13 protein-coding genes are annotated in these 14,608 nt (G+C 55.7%); 8 read left to right on the forward strand and 5 right to left on the reverse strand.

What is annotated here, in order from left to right:
• Positions 1–84: 84 nt before the first annotated feature.
• The 3 genes from phoP to ACOTXI_RS00700 all read left to right on the forward strand — a co-directional run bounded on the left by phoP (position 85) and on the right by ACOTXI_RS00700 (position 3,433).
• A complete protein-coding gene (phoP, locus tag ACOTXI_RS00690; protein ID WP_025911763.1) occupies positions 85–756 on the forward strand; it encodes a two-component system response regulator PhoP in 672 nt (223 codons plus the stop codon).
• Positions 757–2,220: a two-component system sensor histidine kinase PhoQ gene (gene phoQ, locus ACOTXI_RS00695; RefSeq protein ID WP_058654580.1), complete on the forward strand. Its 1,464-nt coding sequence runs from the start codon at positions 757–759 to the stop codon at positions 2,218–2,220.
• Between the two features lie 91 nt (positions 2,221–2,311).
• Positions 2,312–3,433 carry a cupin domain-containing protein gene (locus ACOTXI_RS00700; protein ID WP_025911765.1) on the forward strand — a complete coding sequence of 374 codons (1,122 nt, stop codon included), beginning with the start codon at positions 2,312–2,314 and terminating at the stop codon, positions 3,431–3,433.
• Positions 3,434–3,523: 90 nt separating this feature from the next.
• On the opposite strand, the gene ACOTXI_RS00705 is transcribed toward ACOTXI_RS00700, so the two are convergent.
• Together ACOTXI_RS00705 and pepT are read right to left on the reverse strand one after the other, a co-directional pair.
• The gene (locus tag ACOTXI_RS00705) at positions 3,524–4,015 is read right to left on the reverse strand and encodes an REP-associated tyrosine transposase (protein ID WP_008500761.1); all 492 of its coding nucleotides are present in this window, start codon (positions 4,013–4,015) and stop codon (positions 3,524–3,526) included.
• A 50-nt stretch (positions 4,016–4,065) separates the two neighbouring features.
• Positions 4,066–5,289, reverse strand: coding sequence for a peptidase T (gene pepT / locus ACOTXI_RS00710; RefSeq protein WP_023343774.1), 1,224 nt, complete (start codon positions 5,287–5,289; stop codon positions 4,066–4,068).
• Between the two features lie 237 nt (positions 5,290–5,526).
• Here pepT and potA point away from each other — a divergent pair, with 237 nt between their 5' ends.
• The 4 genes from potA to potD are packed head-to-tail and all read left to right on the forward strand — an operon-like array spanning position 5,527 to position 9,335.
• Complete coding sequence (gene potA, locus ACOTXI_RS00715; RefSeq protein ID WP_181008253.1) at positions 5,527–6,675, forward strand: spermidine/putrescine ABC transporter ATP-binding protein PotA; 1,149 nt, start codon at positions 5,527–5,529, stop codon at positions 6,673–6,675.
• On the forward strand, positions 6,659–7,516 hold the full coding sequence (potB, locus tag ACOTXI_RS00720) for a spermidine/putrescine ABC transporter permease PotB (RefSeq protein ID WP_023292769.1): 858 nt from the start codon (positions 6,659–6,661) through the stop codon (positions 7,514–7,516). The genes potA and potB overlap by 17 nt, the downstream gene beginning before the upstream one ends.
• Positions 7,513–8,304, forward strand: coding sequence for a spermidine/putrescine ABC transporter permease PotC (gene potC / locus ACOTXI_RS00725; RefSeq protein ID WP_008500765.1), 792 nt, complete (start codon positions 7,513–7,515; stop codon positions 8,302–8,304). The genes potB and potC overlap by 4 nt, the downstream gene beginning before the upstream one ends.
• Positions 8,301–9,335, forward strand: coding sequence for a spermidine/putrescine ABC transporter substrate-binding protein PotD (gene potD, locus ACOTXI_RS00730; RefSeq protein ID WP_103786800.1), 1,035 nt, complete (start codon positions 8,301–8,303; stop codon positions 9,333–9,335). The genes potC and potD overlap by 4 nt, the downstream gene beginning before the upstream one ends.
• 47 nt (positions 9,336–9,382) lie before the next feature.
• On the opposite strand, the gene ACOTXI_RS00735 is transcribed toward potD, so the two are convergent.
• The gene (locus ACOTXI_RS00735) at positions 9,383–10,612 is read right to left on the reverse strand and encodes an EAL and HDOD domain-containing protein (protein ID WP_058654581.1); all 1,230 of its coding nucleotides are present in this window, start codon (positions 10,610–10,612) and stop codon (positions 9,383–9,385) included.
• A gap of 236 nt (positions 10,613–10,848) precedes the next feature.
• On the opposite strand from ACOTXI_RS00735, the gene ACOTXI_RS00740 reads away from it, so the two are divergent.
• The gene (locus ACOTXI_RS00740) at positions 10,849–12,780 is read left to right on the forward strand and encodes a methyl-accepting chemotaxis protein (protein ID WP_045334652.1); all 1,932 of its coding nucleotides are present in this window, start codon (positions 10,849–10,851) and stop codon (positions 12,778–12,780) included.
• 45 nt (positions 12,781–12,825) lie between these two features.
• On the opposite strand, the gene cobB is transcribed toward ACOTXI_RS00740, so the two are convergent.
• Positions 12,826–13,647 carry a Sir2 family NAD+-dependent deacetylase gene (gene cobB, locus ACOTXI_RS00745; RefSeq protein WP_021240739.1) on the reverse strand — a complete coding sequence of 274 codons (822 nt, stop codon included), beginning with the start codon at positions 13,645–13,647 and terminating at the stop codon, positions 12,826–12,828.
• A 14-nt stretch (positions 13,648–13,661) separates the two neighbouring features.
• A complete protein-coding gene (gene nagK / locus ACOTXI_RS00750) occupies positions 13,662–14,573 on the reverse strand; it encodes an N-acetylglucosamine kinase (RefSeq protein ID WP_023292773.1) in 912 nt (303 codons plus the stop codon).
• Positions 14,574–14,608 lie beyond the last annotated feature (35 nt).

Genomic DNA, 14,608 nt, shown 5'->3' on the forward strand with positions numbered 1-14,608 from the left:
TTCCCCGGTTTACTCAATGTTTATCCCCACAGCAACATAATCAGCGTTAAACTATTCATACTATTTATTCTGGGAGAAAAGATGATGCGCGTACTGGTTGTTGAGGATAACGCATTGCTACGCCATCACCTGAAGGTTCAGCTTCAGGAGATGGGACATCAGGTGGACGATGCTGAAGATGCAAAAGAAGCCGATTATTATCTCAATGAACACCTGCCGGATATCGCCATTGTCGATTTAGGGTTGCCTGATGAAGACGGCCTGTCGTTGATTCGCCGCTGGCGCAGCCACGATGTTTCCCTGCCGGTTCTGGTGCTGACCGCCCGTGAAGGCTGGCAGGATAAGGTTGAAGTGCTCAGCGCGGGGGCAGATGATTACGTCACTAAGCCGTTCCATATTGAAGAGGTGGCGGCCCGCATGCAGGCGCTGCTCCGTCGCAACAGCGGGCTGGCGTCGCAGGTTATTTCCATCCCGCCTTTCCAGGTCGATCTCTCCCGCCGCGAGCTCTCAATTAACGATGAAGTCATCAAGCTGACCGCATTCGAATATACGATTATGGAAACGCTGATCCGCAACAGCGGCAAGGTGGTGAGTAAAGATTCTTTAATGCTTCAGCTCTACCCTGACGCTGAACTGCGCGAGAGCCATACTATTGACGTACTGATGGGACGGCTGCGTAAGAAAATTCAGGCCCAGTACCCGCAGGATGTGATTACCACCGTCCGCGGCCAGGGCTACCTGTTTGAATTACGCTAAATGAGACGGATTTTGCGTCATCTTCTGCCCCTCTCACTGCGGGTTCGTTTTTTACTGGCAACGGCTGCGGTGGTGCTGGTGCTGTCGCTCTCCTACGGCATGGTCGCCCTGGTGGGGTACAGCGTCAGCTTCGATAAAACGACCTTTCGTCTCTTACGCGGCGAAAGCAATCTGTTTTATACCCTGGCGAAATGGGAAGATAACCGAATCACCGTCGAAATGCCGGAAAACCTTAATCAGCAAAGCCCCACCCTGGCCCTGATTTACAACGAAAAGGGAAAGCTGCTGTGGGCGCAGCGCGACATTCCGTGGCTGGTCAAAAGCATTCGTCCGGAGTGGCTTAAAACCAACGGGTTTCACGAAATTGAAGCCGATCTCAACACCACCAGCTCGCTGATCCGTGAAGATCGTTCCCTGCAGCAAAAGCTGAACGAGATCCGCGCCGACGACGCGGAAACGGAGATGACGCACTCCGTTGCGATTAACCTTTATCCGGCGACGCTAAACATGCCGCAGCTGACCATCGTGGTGATCGACACCATTCCGGTCGAGCTGAAGCGTTCTTATATGGTCTGGAGCTGGTTCATCTACGTTCTGGCGGCAAATCTGCTGCTGGTGATCCCGCTGCTGTGGATAGCGGCGTGGTGGAGCCTGCGCCCCATTGAATCACTGGCGAAAGAGGTTCGCGAGCTGGAAGAACATCATCGCGAAAAGCTAAATCCGGAAACCACCCGCGAGCTCACCAGCCTGGTGCGAAACCTCAACCGCCTGCTGAAAAGTGAACGCGAACGCTATGATAAATACCGTACGACGCTTACCGATCTGACCCACAGCCTGAAAACCCCGCTCGCGGTGTTGCAAAGTACCCTGCGTTCCATGCGCAGTTCGAAGCTGAGCGTCGATGATGCCGAGCCGGTGATGCTGGAGCAGATCAGCCGTATTTCCCAGCAAATTGGCTATTACCTCCACCGCGCCAGCATGCGTTCCGGCAGCGCCCTGCTGAGCCGCGAGCTGCATCCGGTCGCCCCGCTTCTGGATAACCTCACGTCCGCCCTCAACAAGGTGTATCAGCGTAAAGGGGTGAATATCAGCCTCGATATCTCGCCAGAGATAAGCTTTGTGGGTGAAAAAAATGACTTCATGGAAGTGATGGGCAACCTGCTGGATAACGCCTGCAAATACTGTCTGGAGTTCGTGGAAGTGTCGGCGCGCCAGACGGATAACGAACTGCATATCATCGTGGAGGATGATGGCCCGGGGATCCCGCGCAATAAACGTGATGTGGTGTTCGATCGCGGTCAACGCGCCGATACGCTACGTCCTGGCCAGGGCGTTGGATTAGCCGTCGCGCGTGAGATTGTCGATCAGTACGACGGGAAAATCGAAACCAGTGAAAGTTTGCTGGGCGGCGCGCGAATGGAGGTCATTTTTGGTCGCCAGCAGCCGACATCGAACGATAGTTAACCCGTTATGTGAAAAATGCGAGGATCTCGCAGCCGGGGGGCTGAGCTTCCGTTATAATCCGAGTCAGTAAGAGCCTGCGGAATAAAAAAATATGGATTATCACTTAACGCTTAACTGGCCCGAGTTTATTGAACGTTACTGGCAAAAACGCCCGGTCGTTCTGAAACGCGGGTTCAGCAATTTTGTCGACCCTATCTCGCCTGACGAGCTGGCCGGTCTGGCCATGGAAAACGAAGTCGACAGCCGCCTGGTCAGCCACCAGGACGGGAAATGGCAGGTTAGCCACGGTCCTTTCGAAAGCTACGATCATCTCGGTGAAAACAACTGGTCGCTGCTGGTACAGGCGGTCAACCACTGGCACGAGCCGACGGCCGCATTAATGCGTCCGTTCCGCGCCCTGCCCGACTGGCGCATGGACGATCTGATGATCTCCTTCTCCGTACCGGGCGGCGGCGTAGGCCCGCATCTGGACCAGTACGATGTGTTCATCATTCAGGGTACGGGCCGCCGCCGCTGGCGCGTGGGCGAAAAAGTGCCGATGAAGCAGCACTGCCCGCATCCGGACCTGCTTCAGGTTGATCCCTTTGAAGGGATTATCGACGAAGAGCTGGAGCCGGGTGATATTCTCTACATCCCGCCGGGATTCCCTCACGAAGGTTACTCCCTGGAGAATTCCCTCAACTACTCCGTCGGGTTCCGCGCGCCAAGCGGCCGCGAGATGATCAGCGGATTTGCCGACTATGTTCTGCAGCGCGAGCTGGGCAGCTATCGTTATAGCGATCCCGACGTGCCTGCGCGTGAGCACCCGGCAGACATCCTGCCTGCGGAGCTGGATAAGCTGCGCGGCATGATGCTGGATCTGATCAACGAGCCGGAACATTTCCGTCAGTGGTTTGGCGAGTTTATTAGCCAGTCCCGCCACGAGCTGGACGTTGCGCCTCCGGAGCCGCCGTATCAGGCGGACGAGATTTACGATGCGCTTCAGCAAGGCGACAAGCTGACGCGCCTGGGCGGGTTGCGCGTGCTGCGCATTGGTGAGGACGTGTTCGTCAACGGCGAGAAGCTGGACTCTCCGCACCGACCGGCGCTGGAAGCGATTGCCAGCCATCTGGTGCTGACTGCTGATACCTTTGGCGATGCGCTGGAAGACCCGTCCTTCCTCGCGATGCTGGCCGCACTGGTCAACAGCGGGTACTGGTTCTTTGAGGACTGAGTCGCTTTAGTGCCCGGTGGCGCTGCGCTTACCGGGCCTATGGGATCGAGCTTTTGTAGGCCGGGTAAGGCGTAGCCGCCACCCGGCTTTTCACTTCCGCTCCCCCGCGGCAAAATCCTCAATCTCTCCTGCCCAATCCACCGGATACAACCCTTCAGCCACGTCCCGATGAAACGTTGAATACGGCCAGTCGCTGACTTTACCCACATAGCCGTGCTTCAGCGGATTGATATAAATGTAATCCACATGCCGCCGGTAGTCCTCTTCGTTGCGGATAGTGTGCTCCCAGAATCGTGGCTGCCAGATATAGCGCATGTCGATGCTGCGGCTGAATGTCTTTTTGATATCCCGCCAGCGGGCGGAAAAATCACTGTCCCCGTCCGGTAGGGTCCAGATACAGTGCATATGTTCAGGCAAAATAACCCACGCGTTGATGGTGAAGGGCTTCGCACGCTTAACCGTTGAGGTGGCGGAACGCAGGTTATCGATATGGCGGGTAAGCAAATCGCTTTGACGGTTTTGCAGGTTAACGGTGAAAAACCAGGTGCCACCGGGGACGTAATGGCGACGGTAGTTTGACATGGGCACTCCTTGCCTCATTGCCCGGTAAGCGCAGCGCCACCGGGCATTTTTTAGCGTTTAGCGGTCAACTCAGCTATCCGCACTATCACCTTCACCGCCTTTTCCATCCCTTCCAGCGTCACAAACTCATGTTTACCGTGGTAGTTATAGCCACCGGTAAACAGGTTCGGGCACGGTAGTCCCATAAACGACAGCTGAGAACCGTCGGTACCGCCGCGAATCGGTTTTAATACCGGTTCAATATCGCAGTCGCGCATCGCCTGCTGGGCGATATCGAGAATATGCGGATGGGCCATCACCTTCTCGCGCATATTGTAATAGCTGTCTTCGATGATGAGCTCGATATAGCAGTCAGGATGCAGGCCCTTGCCCACCTTCTTGGCGATCTCCATCATCTTACGCTTGCGCGCCTCAAAGGCTTTACGGTCAAAATCGCGGATGATGTAGTGCATCTGCGCGCTGTCCACGGTGCCTTTGATGCTGGTCAGGTGATAGAAACCTTCATACCCTTCGGTCTGTTCGGGGCTCTCTTCCGCCGGGACTTCCGCGTGAATTCGCGACGCCAGCGACAGCGCGTTGACCATGACGCCTTTGGCAGAGCCTGGGTGGACGTTGTTGCCGACAATTTTGATCGTGACTGACGCGGCATTGAAGTTTTCATACTCCAGCTCACCGACGCCGCCACCGTCGACGGTGTAGGCCCACTGGGCGTTAAAGGCGTCCACGTCGAAGTGCTTCGCGCCCTTGCCGACCTCTTCATCCGGCGTAAAGGCCACGCGGATATCACCGTGCGGAATATCGTTGCCCTTCAGCACTGCCAGCGCCGTCATGATCTCCGCGATGCCCGCTTTGTCATCCGCCCCCAGCAGCGTTTTACCATCGGTGGTGATCAGCGTCTGACCGAGCAGCTGGTGCAGCACCGGGAACATCACGGGCGAGAGCACTTCGTCGCCAATGCCCAGCGCAATGTCGCCGCCGCGGTAGTTTTCAACAATCTGCGGGTTCACATGTTTACCGCTAAAATCCGGAGAGGTGTCGACATGGGAGATAAAGCCAATCGCCGGAATGTCGCCTGGGACATTCGCCGGCAGCGTTCCCATCACAGTGCCTTTCTCGCTTAACGTGACGTTGACCAGCCCCATGGCGTCAAGCTGCTCTTTAAGCAGGTTTAATAGCTTCCACTGGCCTTCGGTGCTCGGCACCTGGCGAACACCCGGCTTAGATTGGGTATCCAGCGAAACGTACTGTAAAAAACGCTCAAGTAATTTATCCATGCAGTCACCCTCACTTTTTGTGACAACATTATCAATAAGCATCAAAACGCAAATATTGCGTCAGGTCACTTTTATCCCGCAAACGAGAATATTTTCCGTTTATATCGTTGTGCGTTAGTAAATGTAGCTTATGAATCAGTGACAAGGATTGGCGATTGCGGGGGATTGCCGTAGAATGTCCGCCCTCATTACGAGTCACCAAGGTGGTTACACACAAACCCCGCTTCAGTCTGCTGCCTGAGGCGTCTATATGGGACAGCGCAAAAATTGAATACACAATCCCGTTCACGTTCACCGCTGGTGCAACTGGAACGAATTCGTAAAAGTTTTGATGGCAAAGACGTCATTTCCGACCTCACTCTCACCATCAATGACGGTGAGTTTCTGACGCTGCTTGGCCCCTCCGGCTGCGGCAAAACCACCGTACTGCGCCTTATCGCCGGGCTGGAGAGCGTCGATAACGGCCATATCCATCTTGAAAACCAGGACATCACCCAGGTTCCCGCTGAAGACCGCCACGTCAACACTGTCTTTCAGAGCTATGCCCTCTTCCCGCACATGACCGTGTTTGAAAACGTGGCGTTTGGCCTGCGGATGCAAAAAACCCCGGCGAATGAAATCGAACCGCGCGTCACCGAAGCCCTGCGCATGGTGCAGCTCGAGACGTTTGCCCAGCGAAAACCGCATCAGCTTTCCGGCGGCCAGCAGCAGCGCGTGGCCATCGCCCGCGCCGTGGTCAACAAGCCGCGTCTGCTCCTGCTGGATGAATCCCTCTCCGCGCTGGATTACAAGCTGCGTAAGCAGATGCAGAACGAGCTTAAAGCCCTGCAGCGCAAGCTCGGCATTACCTTTGTCTTCGTCACCCACGACCAAGAAGAAGCCCTAACCATGTCCGACCGCATCGTGGTGATGCGCGACGGCAAAATCGAGCAGGACGGCACGCCGCGTGAAATCTACGAAGAGCCGAAAAATCTGTTTGTCGCCAGCTTCATTGGTGAAATCAATATCTTCGACGCCACGGTGATTGAGCGTCTGGACGACCAGCGCGTTCGCGCCTGCGTCGAAGGACGCGAGTGCGCCATCACGGTGAATTTCCCCGTCGAAAAGGGACAAAAGCTCAACGTTCTGCTGCGCCCGGAAGATCTGCGCGTCGATGAAATCCACGGCAATGCCGAGGCCGAAGGGTTAATCGGCTATATCCGCGAGCGCAACTACAAAGGGATGACGCTGGAGTCTGTCGTCGAGCTGGAGAACGGCAAAATGGTGATGGTCAGCGAGTTCTTTAACGAGGACGACCCGGACTTCGACCACTCTCTCGACCAGAAAATGGTTATCAACTGGGTAGAAAGCTGGGAGGTTGTACTGGCTGATGAAGAACACAAGTAAGTTCCAGAATGTGGTGATTGCCACGATCGTCGGTTGGCTTGTGTTGTTTGTCTTTTTACCCAACCTGATGATCATCGCCACCAGCTTCCTGACCCGTGACGACGCAAACTTCGTTTCGCTGGTTTTTACGCTGGACAACTACGCGCGCCTGCTCGATCCGCTCTATTTTGACGTGCTGCTGCATTCGCTCAATATGGCGCTGATTGCCACCATTGCCTGCCTGGTGCTGGGTTATCCGTTCGCATGGTTCCTCGCGGGTCTGCCGCAAAAGGTGCGTCCGCTGCTGTTGTTTCTGCTGATTGTCCCGTTCTGGACCAACTCGCTGATTCGCATCTACGGGCTGAAAATCTTCCTCAGCACCAAAGGCTACCTCAATGAATTTCTGCTGTGGCTGGGGGTGATTGATACGCCGATCCGCATCATGTTTACCCCGAGCGCGGTGATTGTGGGTCTGGTCTATATCCTGCTGCCGTTTATGGTGATGCCGCTCTACTCCAGCATTGAGAAGCTGGATAAACCGCTGCTGGAAGCGGCAAAAGATCTGGGTGCCAGCAAGTTCCAGACCTTTATCCGCATTATCATTCCGCTGACCATGCCCGGCATTATCGCGGGCTGTCTACTGGTCATGCTTCCGGCCATGGGGCTGTTCTACGTTTCGGACCTGATGGGTGGCGCGAAAAACCTGCTGATCGGGAATGTGATCAAGAGTCAGTTCCTCAACATTCGCGACTGGCCGTTCGGCTCCGCCACCAGCATTACGTTGACGGTGGTGATGGGTCTGATGCTGCTGGTTTACTGGCGCGCCTCACGGCTGCTGAACAAGAAGGTGGAACTCGAATGATCGGTCGACTGCTTCGCGGCGGTTTTATGACCGCCATTTACGCTTACCTGTATATCCCGATCATTATTTTGATCGTGAACTCGTTTAACAGCTCGCGCTTTGGGATTAACTGGCAGGGCTTTACCACCGACTGGTACAGCCTGCTGATGAACAACGACAGCCTGCTGCAGGCCGCGCAGCACTCGCTGACGATGGCGATCTTCTCCGCCACCTTCGCCACGCTGATTGGATCCCTGACCGCCGTGGCGCTCTACCGCTATCGCTTTCGCGGTAAGCCGTTCGTCAGCGGCATGCTGTTTGTGGTGATGATGTCGCCGGACATCGTGATGGCGATTTCGCTGCTGGTGCTGTTTATGCTGCTGGGCGTACAGCTTGGCTTCTGGTCGCTGCTGTTTTCCCATATCACCTTCTGCCTGCCGTTTGTGGTGGTGACCGTCTTTGCGCGCCTGAAAGGGTTCGACGTGCGCATGCTGGAGGCGGCGAAAGATCTGGGCGCCAGCGAAATGACCATCCTGCGCAAAATCATCCTGCCGCTGGCGATGCCCGCCGTGGCGGCCGGATGGCTGCTGAGCTTTACCCTGTCGATGGATGACGTGGTGGTCTCCTCCTTCGTGACCGGGCCGAGCTATGAAATTCTGCCGTTGAAAATTTATTCGATGGTGAAAGTCGGCGTTTCACCTGAGGTGAACGCGCTGGCGACCATTCTGCTGGTGTTTTCGCTGGTTCTGGTGATCGCCAGCCAGGTTATTGCTCGTGATAAAACAAAATCTCAGGGGACAATGAAATGAAAAAAATGCTCGCCGCTGCGGCGCTGGTGCTTGGTATGGGTGCCGCACACGCTGATGACAGCAAAACGCTCTACTTCTACAACTGGACCGAGTACGTGCCGCCGGGCCTGCTGGAGCAGTTCACCAAGGAGACGGGCATCAAGGTGATCTACTCGACCTACGAGTCGAATGAAACCATGTACGCCAAGCTCAAAACCTACAAAGATGGCGCGTACGATCTGGTGGTTCCTTCCACCTACTTTGTCGACAAAATGCGCAAAGAAGGCATAATCCAGAAGATCGACAAAACGAAGCTAACCCATTTTTCAAACCTCGATCCTGAGATGCTCAACAAGCCGTTTGACCCAAATAACGACTACTCCATTCCGTATATCTGGGGGGCAACCGCGATTGGCGTTAACAGCGAGGCCGTCGATCCGAAATCGGTGACAAGCTGGGCCGATCTGTGGAAACCGCAATACAAAGGCAGCCTGCTGTTGACCGACGACGCGCGCGAAGTCTTCCAGGTGGCGCTGCGCAAGCTTGGCTACTCTGGCAACACGACGGATCCTAAAGAGATTGAAGCGGCATATGCCGAGCTGAAAAAGCTGATGCCTAACGTGGCGGCATTCAACTCTGATAACCCGGCAAACCCGTATATGGAAGGCGAAGTAAACCTGGGGATGGTGTGGAACGGCTCCGCGTATGTGGCCCGCCAGGCCGGTACGCCGCTTGAGGTAGTCTGGCCAAAAGAAGGCGGGATCTTCTGGATGGACAGCCTCTCCATTCCGGCTAACGCGAAAAATGTGGATGGGGCGCTGAAGCTGATTAACTTCCTGCTGCGCCCGGACGTGGCGAAACAGGTTGCCGAGACGATTGGCTACCCGACGCCAAACCTGGCCGCACGCAAGCTGCTGAAGCCTGAGGTGGCTAACGATAAGTCGCTCTACCCGGATGCGGAAACCATCAGCAAAGGTGAGTGGCAGAACGATGTCGGCGACGCCAGCCGGCTCTACGAAGAGTATTACCAGAAGTTAAAAGCGGGCCGCTAACCGGTAACGCGTACTTCCTCACGCCGCCTGCGCGCCGTGAGGAAGGATTAACTGACCGTATTCTCTCCAGCCCAGAGCGTCGCTTTTCGCATCGCCTCAACCACCTCTTCATCTGACAGGCCCAGCGCCTGACGGACCCGGGTCGCCTCGTCCCACCGCTGCTGTTCATAGTAACGGCAGAGGTTAATCATGTCGGCTAACCGTCCCTCCTGGTGGCACAGCGCGTTGCTCACGCTCTGCGGCACCGCAATTTGCTTCATCAGCTCTGCCATCGGAAGCTCCAGAAGGGTATCGAGCAGAGAAAACAGGCCGCACATGAACGCATTTTCAGCCAGAGTAGGTTCGTTCATCGTCTCAGCCAGCAGTTCGCAGAATTTGCCGCGCATCATACTCAGCGGGTAAAGCTCGCTGACGGTGTCATTGCCCGCACTGGCGAGGACCACGACGGCAACAAACCGTCGGAGCTGGTTTTCGCCAAGATACCTGAGCACCTCGCTCAGGGTTAACTTGCTGAAATTACAGGCGCCGACATGCTTAAACGCCGTATGCTTCATATAGCGCATGATTTTATAAGAGAGCGTGAGATCGGTTTTTATCAACGACTCGATGATTCGAAAATCAGGTTTATTGCGTCCAACCTCCATTTGCAGCCGAAAAATCGCCAGCTGATTTTGCGACAGCCGTTTATATTTAATGACCTCCGGACGGCAGAAAAAATAGCCCTGAAAAAGGGAAAATCCCTCGTCTCTGTATTGGTTGAATTCCTCTTTAGTCTCAATTTTTTCAGCAAGATATTTAATATGACCGGTCAGATGTTTACGTACTTTCAGATACGCTTTAATTTGCGCTAAGGTATAATTTCTGACGTCAAATTTCAGGATTGAAATAAAGGGTAAAAAAACATCCCATTCTGGCGCAAGGGTGAAATCATCAAGCGCAAACTGATAGCCGTGCGCATTCATCTCCCTGACGGCCTGCAGCAGTTCGGCCCCAGGCACAGCATCTTCAAGGATCTCAATCACCACGCTCTCTTTATCAAGCGCTTCTCCACTGCGGTCAATAACCATCCTTGAAGGGAAATTAATAAACGACGTATGTGCCCCGGCAATGCGCTGGGACGGCACACATAAGAACTGATCTGATATCATCCTGGACGTGGCATATTCTGCCGACACATCCGGAAAACGATTTGTCATCCCGTCTCTGAAAAGCAGCTCATAGGCTACGGTATTCATTCCAGGGTTAAAAATGGGTTGTCGCGCGATAAATCCGTACATATCCCATCCTCCTCTACCACTTTATATTTATTAGCATCCTCTTTCTACACGACGATAACGAGTTTTATCGAGCACTATTTTGATTGAATGCACAAAATAAAAGCATCCACACTAATTAACGGGAATTAATCGTCTGGATTTAAATTAAATATATCCTTCGCTCTACAGAAAGGGGATGAAATATCCGATAAGTACTTTGTGCCTGCCCGACATGCACGACATTACGGGAGATGAGAATGAAAGACGCCATGGTCCGAAGACAAAAAATAAGAGTCAAGACGTTGATGCTATTGTCCATTTTCCTCACCGTGACGGTGGGCTTTACGGCAACGATCGGGTTTATGATGTGGCAATGGATGGCGCAGCAAGAGGTGCTGGCCAAAAACCATATTCGCCAGATAGCCGAGGTACAAGCTTTACAGGTCAGCAAACAGCTGGATTCTGCCCTGACTGCCGCCCGGGATATGGGCAACAGCGCCCTCGCGCTACGCGAAGCGGGCATTTCCGACCGCCAGAGCCTGAACCAGCTGCTCGTCCACTACCTCTCGGCTCACCCGTCGTTTCTCTCCATGTCGATGGCCTTTGAGCCCAACGCGTTTGACGATAAAGATGCCGTCTTTGCCGGTCAGAGCGGTGAAGATCCTGCCGGGCGCTACGCCCGCTACGTCGACCGCGATGCCACCGGCAAACCGACATTGCACCTGCTGACGGACATCGAAACGCCCGGCAGCGGTGATTACTATCTGTTGCCGAAACAGCGGCATAAAGATGTGATCATCGAACCCTATATTTACCCCTACAACGGCGTGGACGTGATGCTCACCTCAATTGCCGCCCCCATCATGCGTGACGGTCAGTTTCTGGGCTCAGTCACCTCTGACTTCTCGCTCGCCACGCTGCAGTCCATGATTGGCGCCATTAAACCGTGGAACGGCACAGGCTACGCCCTGCTCCTGTCTGCGGGCAATAACGTGGTGTCCAGCCCGGACAAAGGTGCGGCGGGCAAGCCTTACGCGGGTCACATTGCAGGACATGACGTCACTCGGGTAAACGATCCGCTGCTGAAAGAAGAGGTGTTTATCACCTGGCAGGCGATCGCCGTCGGCAATAGCCAGACGCCGTGGAAACTCGCCATCATCACCCCGGTCAGCGAAGTGATGGCCGAAGCGCGCGCATTTTTACTGAAGGCCATCGTCATGATGGTGTTAAGCATCGTTGCGGTTAGCCTGGTGATGGCCCAGATCTTTACCCGCAAGGTTGACCGTCCGGTGGGGGGAGAACCTTCCGAGGCCGCCGGGATCGCCCTGGCCGTCGCCCGCGGGGATCTGAACAACACCATCCCGGTGCGATCCGGGGATACCCACAGCATTTTTTATGCCCTGCACACCATGCAGACGCAGCTCAAGCGCATCGTCGACAACATCAGCGAAGCCAGCCACTCCGTGCACGGCGGGACCAGCGAAATTTCGGCGGGCAACCTTGACCTCGCCTCGCGTACCGAGGAACAGGCGGCGGCGATTGTTGAAACCGCTGCCAGCATGGAAGAGATTTCGGTTACGGTGAAGAACAATGCCGACAACGCCCACAAGGCGACCACCCTGACCGATCGCGCCGCGAGCCTTGCCGGGCATGGCGAAACGCTGGTGAACGACGTGGTCGTGGTGATCGGCGAGATTGATGAGAGCGCGCGCAAGATCGGTGAGATTAACAGTATCGTCGACGGCATCGCCTTCCAGACCAATATCCTGGCGCTGAATGCGGCCGTTGAAGCGGCGCGCGCGGGCGAACAGGGTCGCGGTTTCGCAGTGGTCGCAGGTGAAGTGCGCAATCTTGCCCAGCGAAGCGCCAACGCGGCAAAAGAGATCTCTCAGCTGATTGCCGAGTCCTCAGGCCGCGTCAGCAAAGGCGTTGAGCTGGTCAATGAAACCGGCGTAATGATGAAACAGGTGATTGAGGCGGTGTCGCACGTGCATCTGGTCATCAACGACATTGTTCAGGCGCTGGACGAGCAGAATCGGGGAATTAGCCAGGTCAGTACCGCCGTTAACCAGATGGACAGCACCACCCAGCAGAACGCCTCTCTGGTTCAGCAGATCTCTGCGGCGGCGCTCTCGCTGGACGAGCAGGCTAAATCGCTGGAGAAGACGCTGGCGTTCTTTCATTCTTAAATAAAAAGGCACCCGTCCGGCGGGTGCCTTTTCACGCCATGAGCGTCACAGCCCTTTCAGCAGCTTGTCGACAAACTCAGGAACAACCGTGCTTGCCAGACCGTAGTGTTTCTCTTCAAACTCGCTGCCCACCTGGCTTGGCTCAAGATTGAGCTCTACCGTATGCGCACCGTGCAGCCGCGCTTCGTGAACAAACCCCGCCGCCGGGTAAACGTGGCCGGATGTACCGATGGCGATAAACACGTCGGCCATCGCCAGCGCGCTGTAGATCTCATCCATTCCCAGCGGCATTTCGCCGAACCAGACCACGTGCGGACGCAGGCGCGACGGGAACTGGCAGCAGTGGCACTTATCCTCCGGCAGCACGTCCTCTTTCCAGTCCAGCACCTGACCGCTCCATGCGCAGCGAACCTTGAGCAGCTCGCCGTGCATATGGATGATGTTCTTGTTACCGGCCCGCTCGTGAAGGTTGTCGATATTCTGCGTCACCAGCAGAAAACGATCGCCCAGCGCCTCTTCCAGCTTCGCCAGCGCCAGATGCGCCGCATTCGGCGCGACGTCAGGCTGCTGAAGCTGACGACGGCGGGCGTTATAAAACGCCTGCACAAGATCCGGATCGCGGGCAAAGCCTTCCGGCGTGGCGACATCCTCCACGCGGTGCTCTTCCCACAGCCCGTCCGCCGCGCGGAAGGTTCGAATTCCTGACTCGGCGGAGATCCCCGCCCCGGTCAGCACCACCACTCTGGGTTTATCCATCGCTTCTGGCATCATTCTGTCTCTGAAAAAGATCCGCTGGCGCAAGCGCTCACGCAAGCGGCGTTTATTTTTGCGAAAACGGCTGAGTCGACCCTGGCGACGCGACAGCATAGAAACCTCGTAAACTAATCGGTGAGATGAAGGAATGCGGCTCCGCGCATGCCTCCTGCGTCCCCGTGTCGCGCGCGTTCAATACGCGGCACGCGGGCAACCGGCAATAAGTGTCGGGGCAAACGCCCGGACAACCGTTCCGTAATCGCGGTAAAGTTTGAGAGCCCTCCCCCGATCACCAGCAGATCCGGGTCGACGATGGTGAGAATATTGCCCAGACACACCGCCAGCAGATCCAGATAGCGCTCGACGTGCTCACGCGCCTGCGCATCCCCTTGCTCCCACAGGGTAATGATTTGAGGGGCCTCAAGTTTCTGATGATAGAAGTGTTCGTAAAGCCATGCAAACCCGCGGCCTGACAGGTAGTTCTCAATACAGCCGTGCTGCCCGCAGCCGCAGCGGGTCAGCGGGAAATCACGGCCGACGACCTCCAGCGCATCCACCGGGAGGCGGATATGACCAAACTCGCCGGTGATGTAGCTGCGGCCGGTGATGGGCTTACCGTTGATGACGATTCCTCCGCCGACGCCGGTACCGAGGATCAGCCCCATCACCAGCGGGTAGCGACGGAACTCATCATCCCAGGCTTCGGAGAGCGCAAAGCAGTTGGCATCGTTATCTAAACGCACGTCGCGTTCAAGGAGCGCGGAGAGATCGGCGCGCAGCGGTTTACCGCTGGCGGCAGGCACGTTGGCCGCGTAAAGCGTACCATCGTCGGTTTCCGGCATGCCCGGAATACCAATGCCGACGCTGCCTTTCACGCCAAAGCGTTCATCGGCCTGCGCCACCAGCGCGGCAATGGCGGTTAAAAATTCGTCGTAGCTGTCGCGCGGCGTGGGAACGCGGGTTTCCCACTGCAGTTTGAGGTCTTTATCAAACACGCCGAGCGCAATCTTGGTGCCGCCAATATCAAATCCATAATACATAACGCATTCCTCTTTCGATCTGGCGACCCGAAAGC

Source organism: Enterobacter cloacae complex sp. BZL2005, assembly GCF_049238885.1.
Classification (GTDB): Bacteria; Pseudomonadota; Gammaproteobacteria; order Enterobacterales; family Enterobacteriaceae; genus Enterobacter; species Enterobacter roggenkampii.

Bases quoted from the DNA above. Each gene is read 5' to 3' on its own strand.
- pepT (WP_023343774.1), bottom strand. From the start codon at position 5,289: ATGGATAAATTACTTGAGCGTTTTTTACAGTACGTTTCGCTGGATACC.
- potD (WP_103786800.1), top strand. From the start codon at position 8,301: ATGAAAAAAATGCTCGCCGCTGCGGCGCTGGTGCTTGGTATGGGTGCC.
- ACOTXI_RS00735 (WP_058654581.1), bottom strand. From the start codon at position 10,612: ATGTACGGATTTATCGCGCGACAACCCATTTTTAACCCTGGAATGAAT.
- cobB (WP_021240739.1), bottom strand. From the start codon at position 13,647: ATGCTGTCGCGTCGCCAGGGTCGACTCAGCCGTTTTCGCAAAAATAAA.
- phoQ (WP_058654580.1), top strand. From the start codon at position 757: ATGAGACGGATTTTGCGTCATCTTCTGCCCCTCTCACTGCGGGTTCGT.
- potB (WP_023292769.1), top strand. From the start codon at position 6,659: ATGAAGAACACAAGTAAGTTCCAGAATGTGGTGATTGCCACGATCGTC.
- ACOTXI_RS00705 (WP_008500761.1), bottom strand. From the start codon at position 4,015: ATGTCAAACTACCGTCGCCATTACGTCCCCGGTGGCACCTGGTTTTTC.
- ACOTXI_RS00740 (WP_045334652.1), top strand. From the start codon at position 10,849: ATGAAAGACGCCATGGTCCGAAGACAAAAAATAAGAGTCAAGACGTTG.
- phoP (WP_025911763.1), top strand. From the start codon at position 85: ATGCGCGTACTGGTTGTTGAGGATAACGCATTGCTACGCCATCACCTG.
- nagK (WP_023292773.1), bottom strand. From the start codon at position 14,573: ATGTATTATGGATTTGATATTGGCGGCACCAAGATTGCGCTCGGCGTG.
- potC (WP_008500765.1), top strand. From the start codon at position 7,513: ATGATCGGTCGACTGCTTCGCGGCGGTTTTATGACCGCCATTTACGCT.
- ACOTXI_RS00700 (WP_025911765.1), top strand. From the start codon at position 2,312: ATGGATTATCACTTAACGCTTAACTGGCCCGAGTTTATTGAACGTTAC.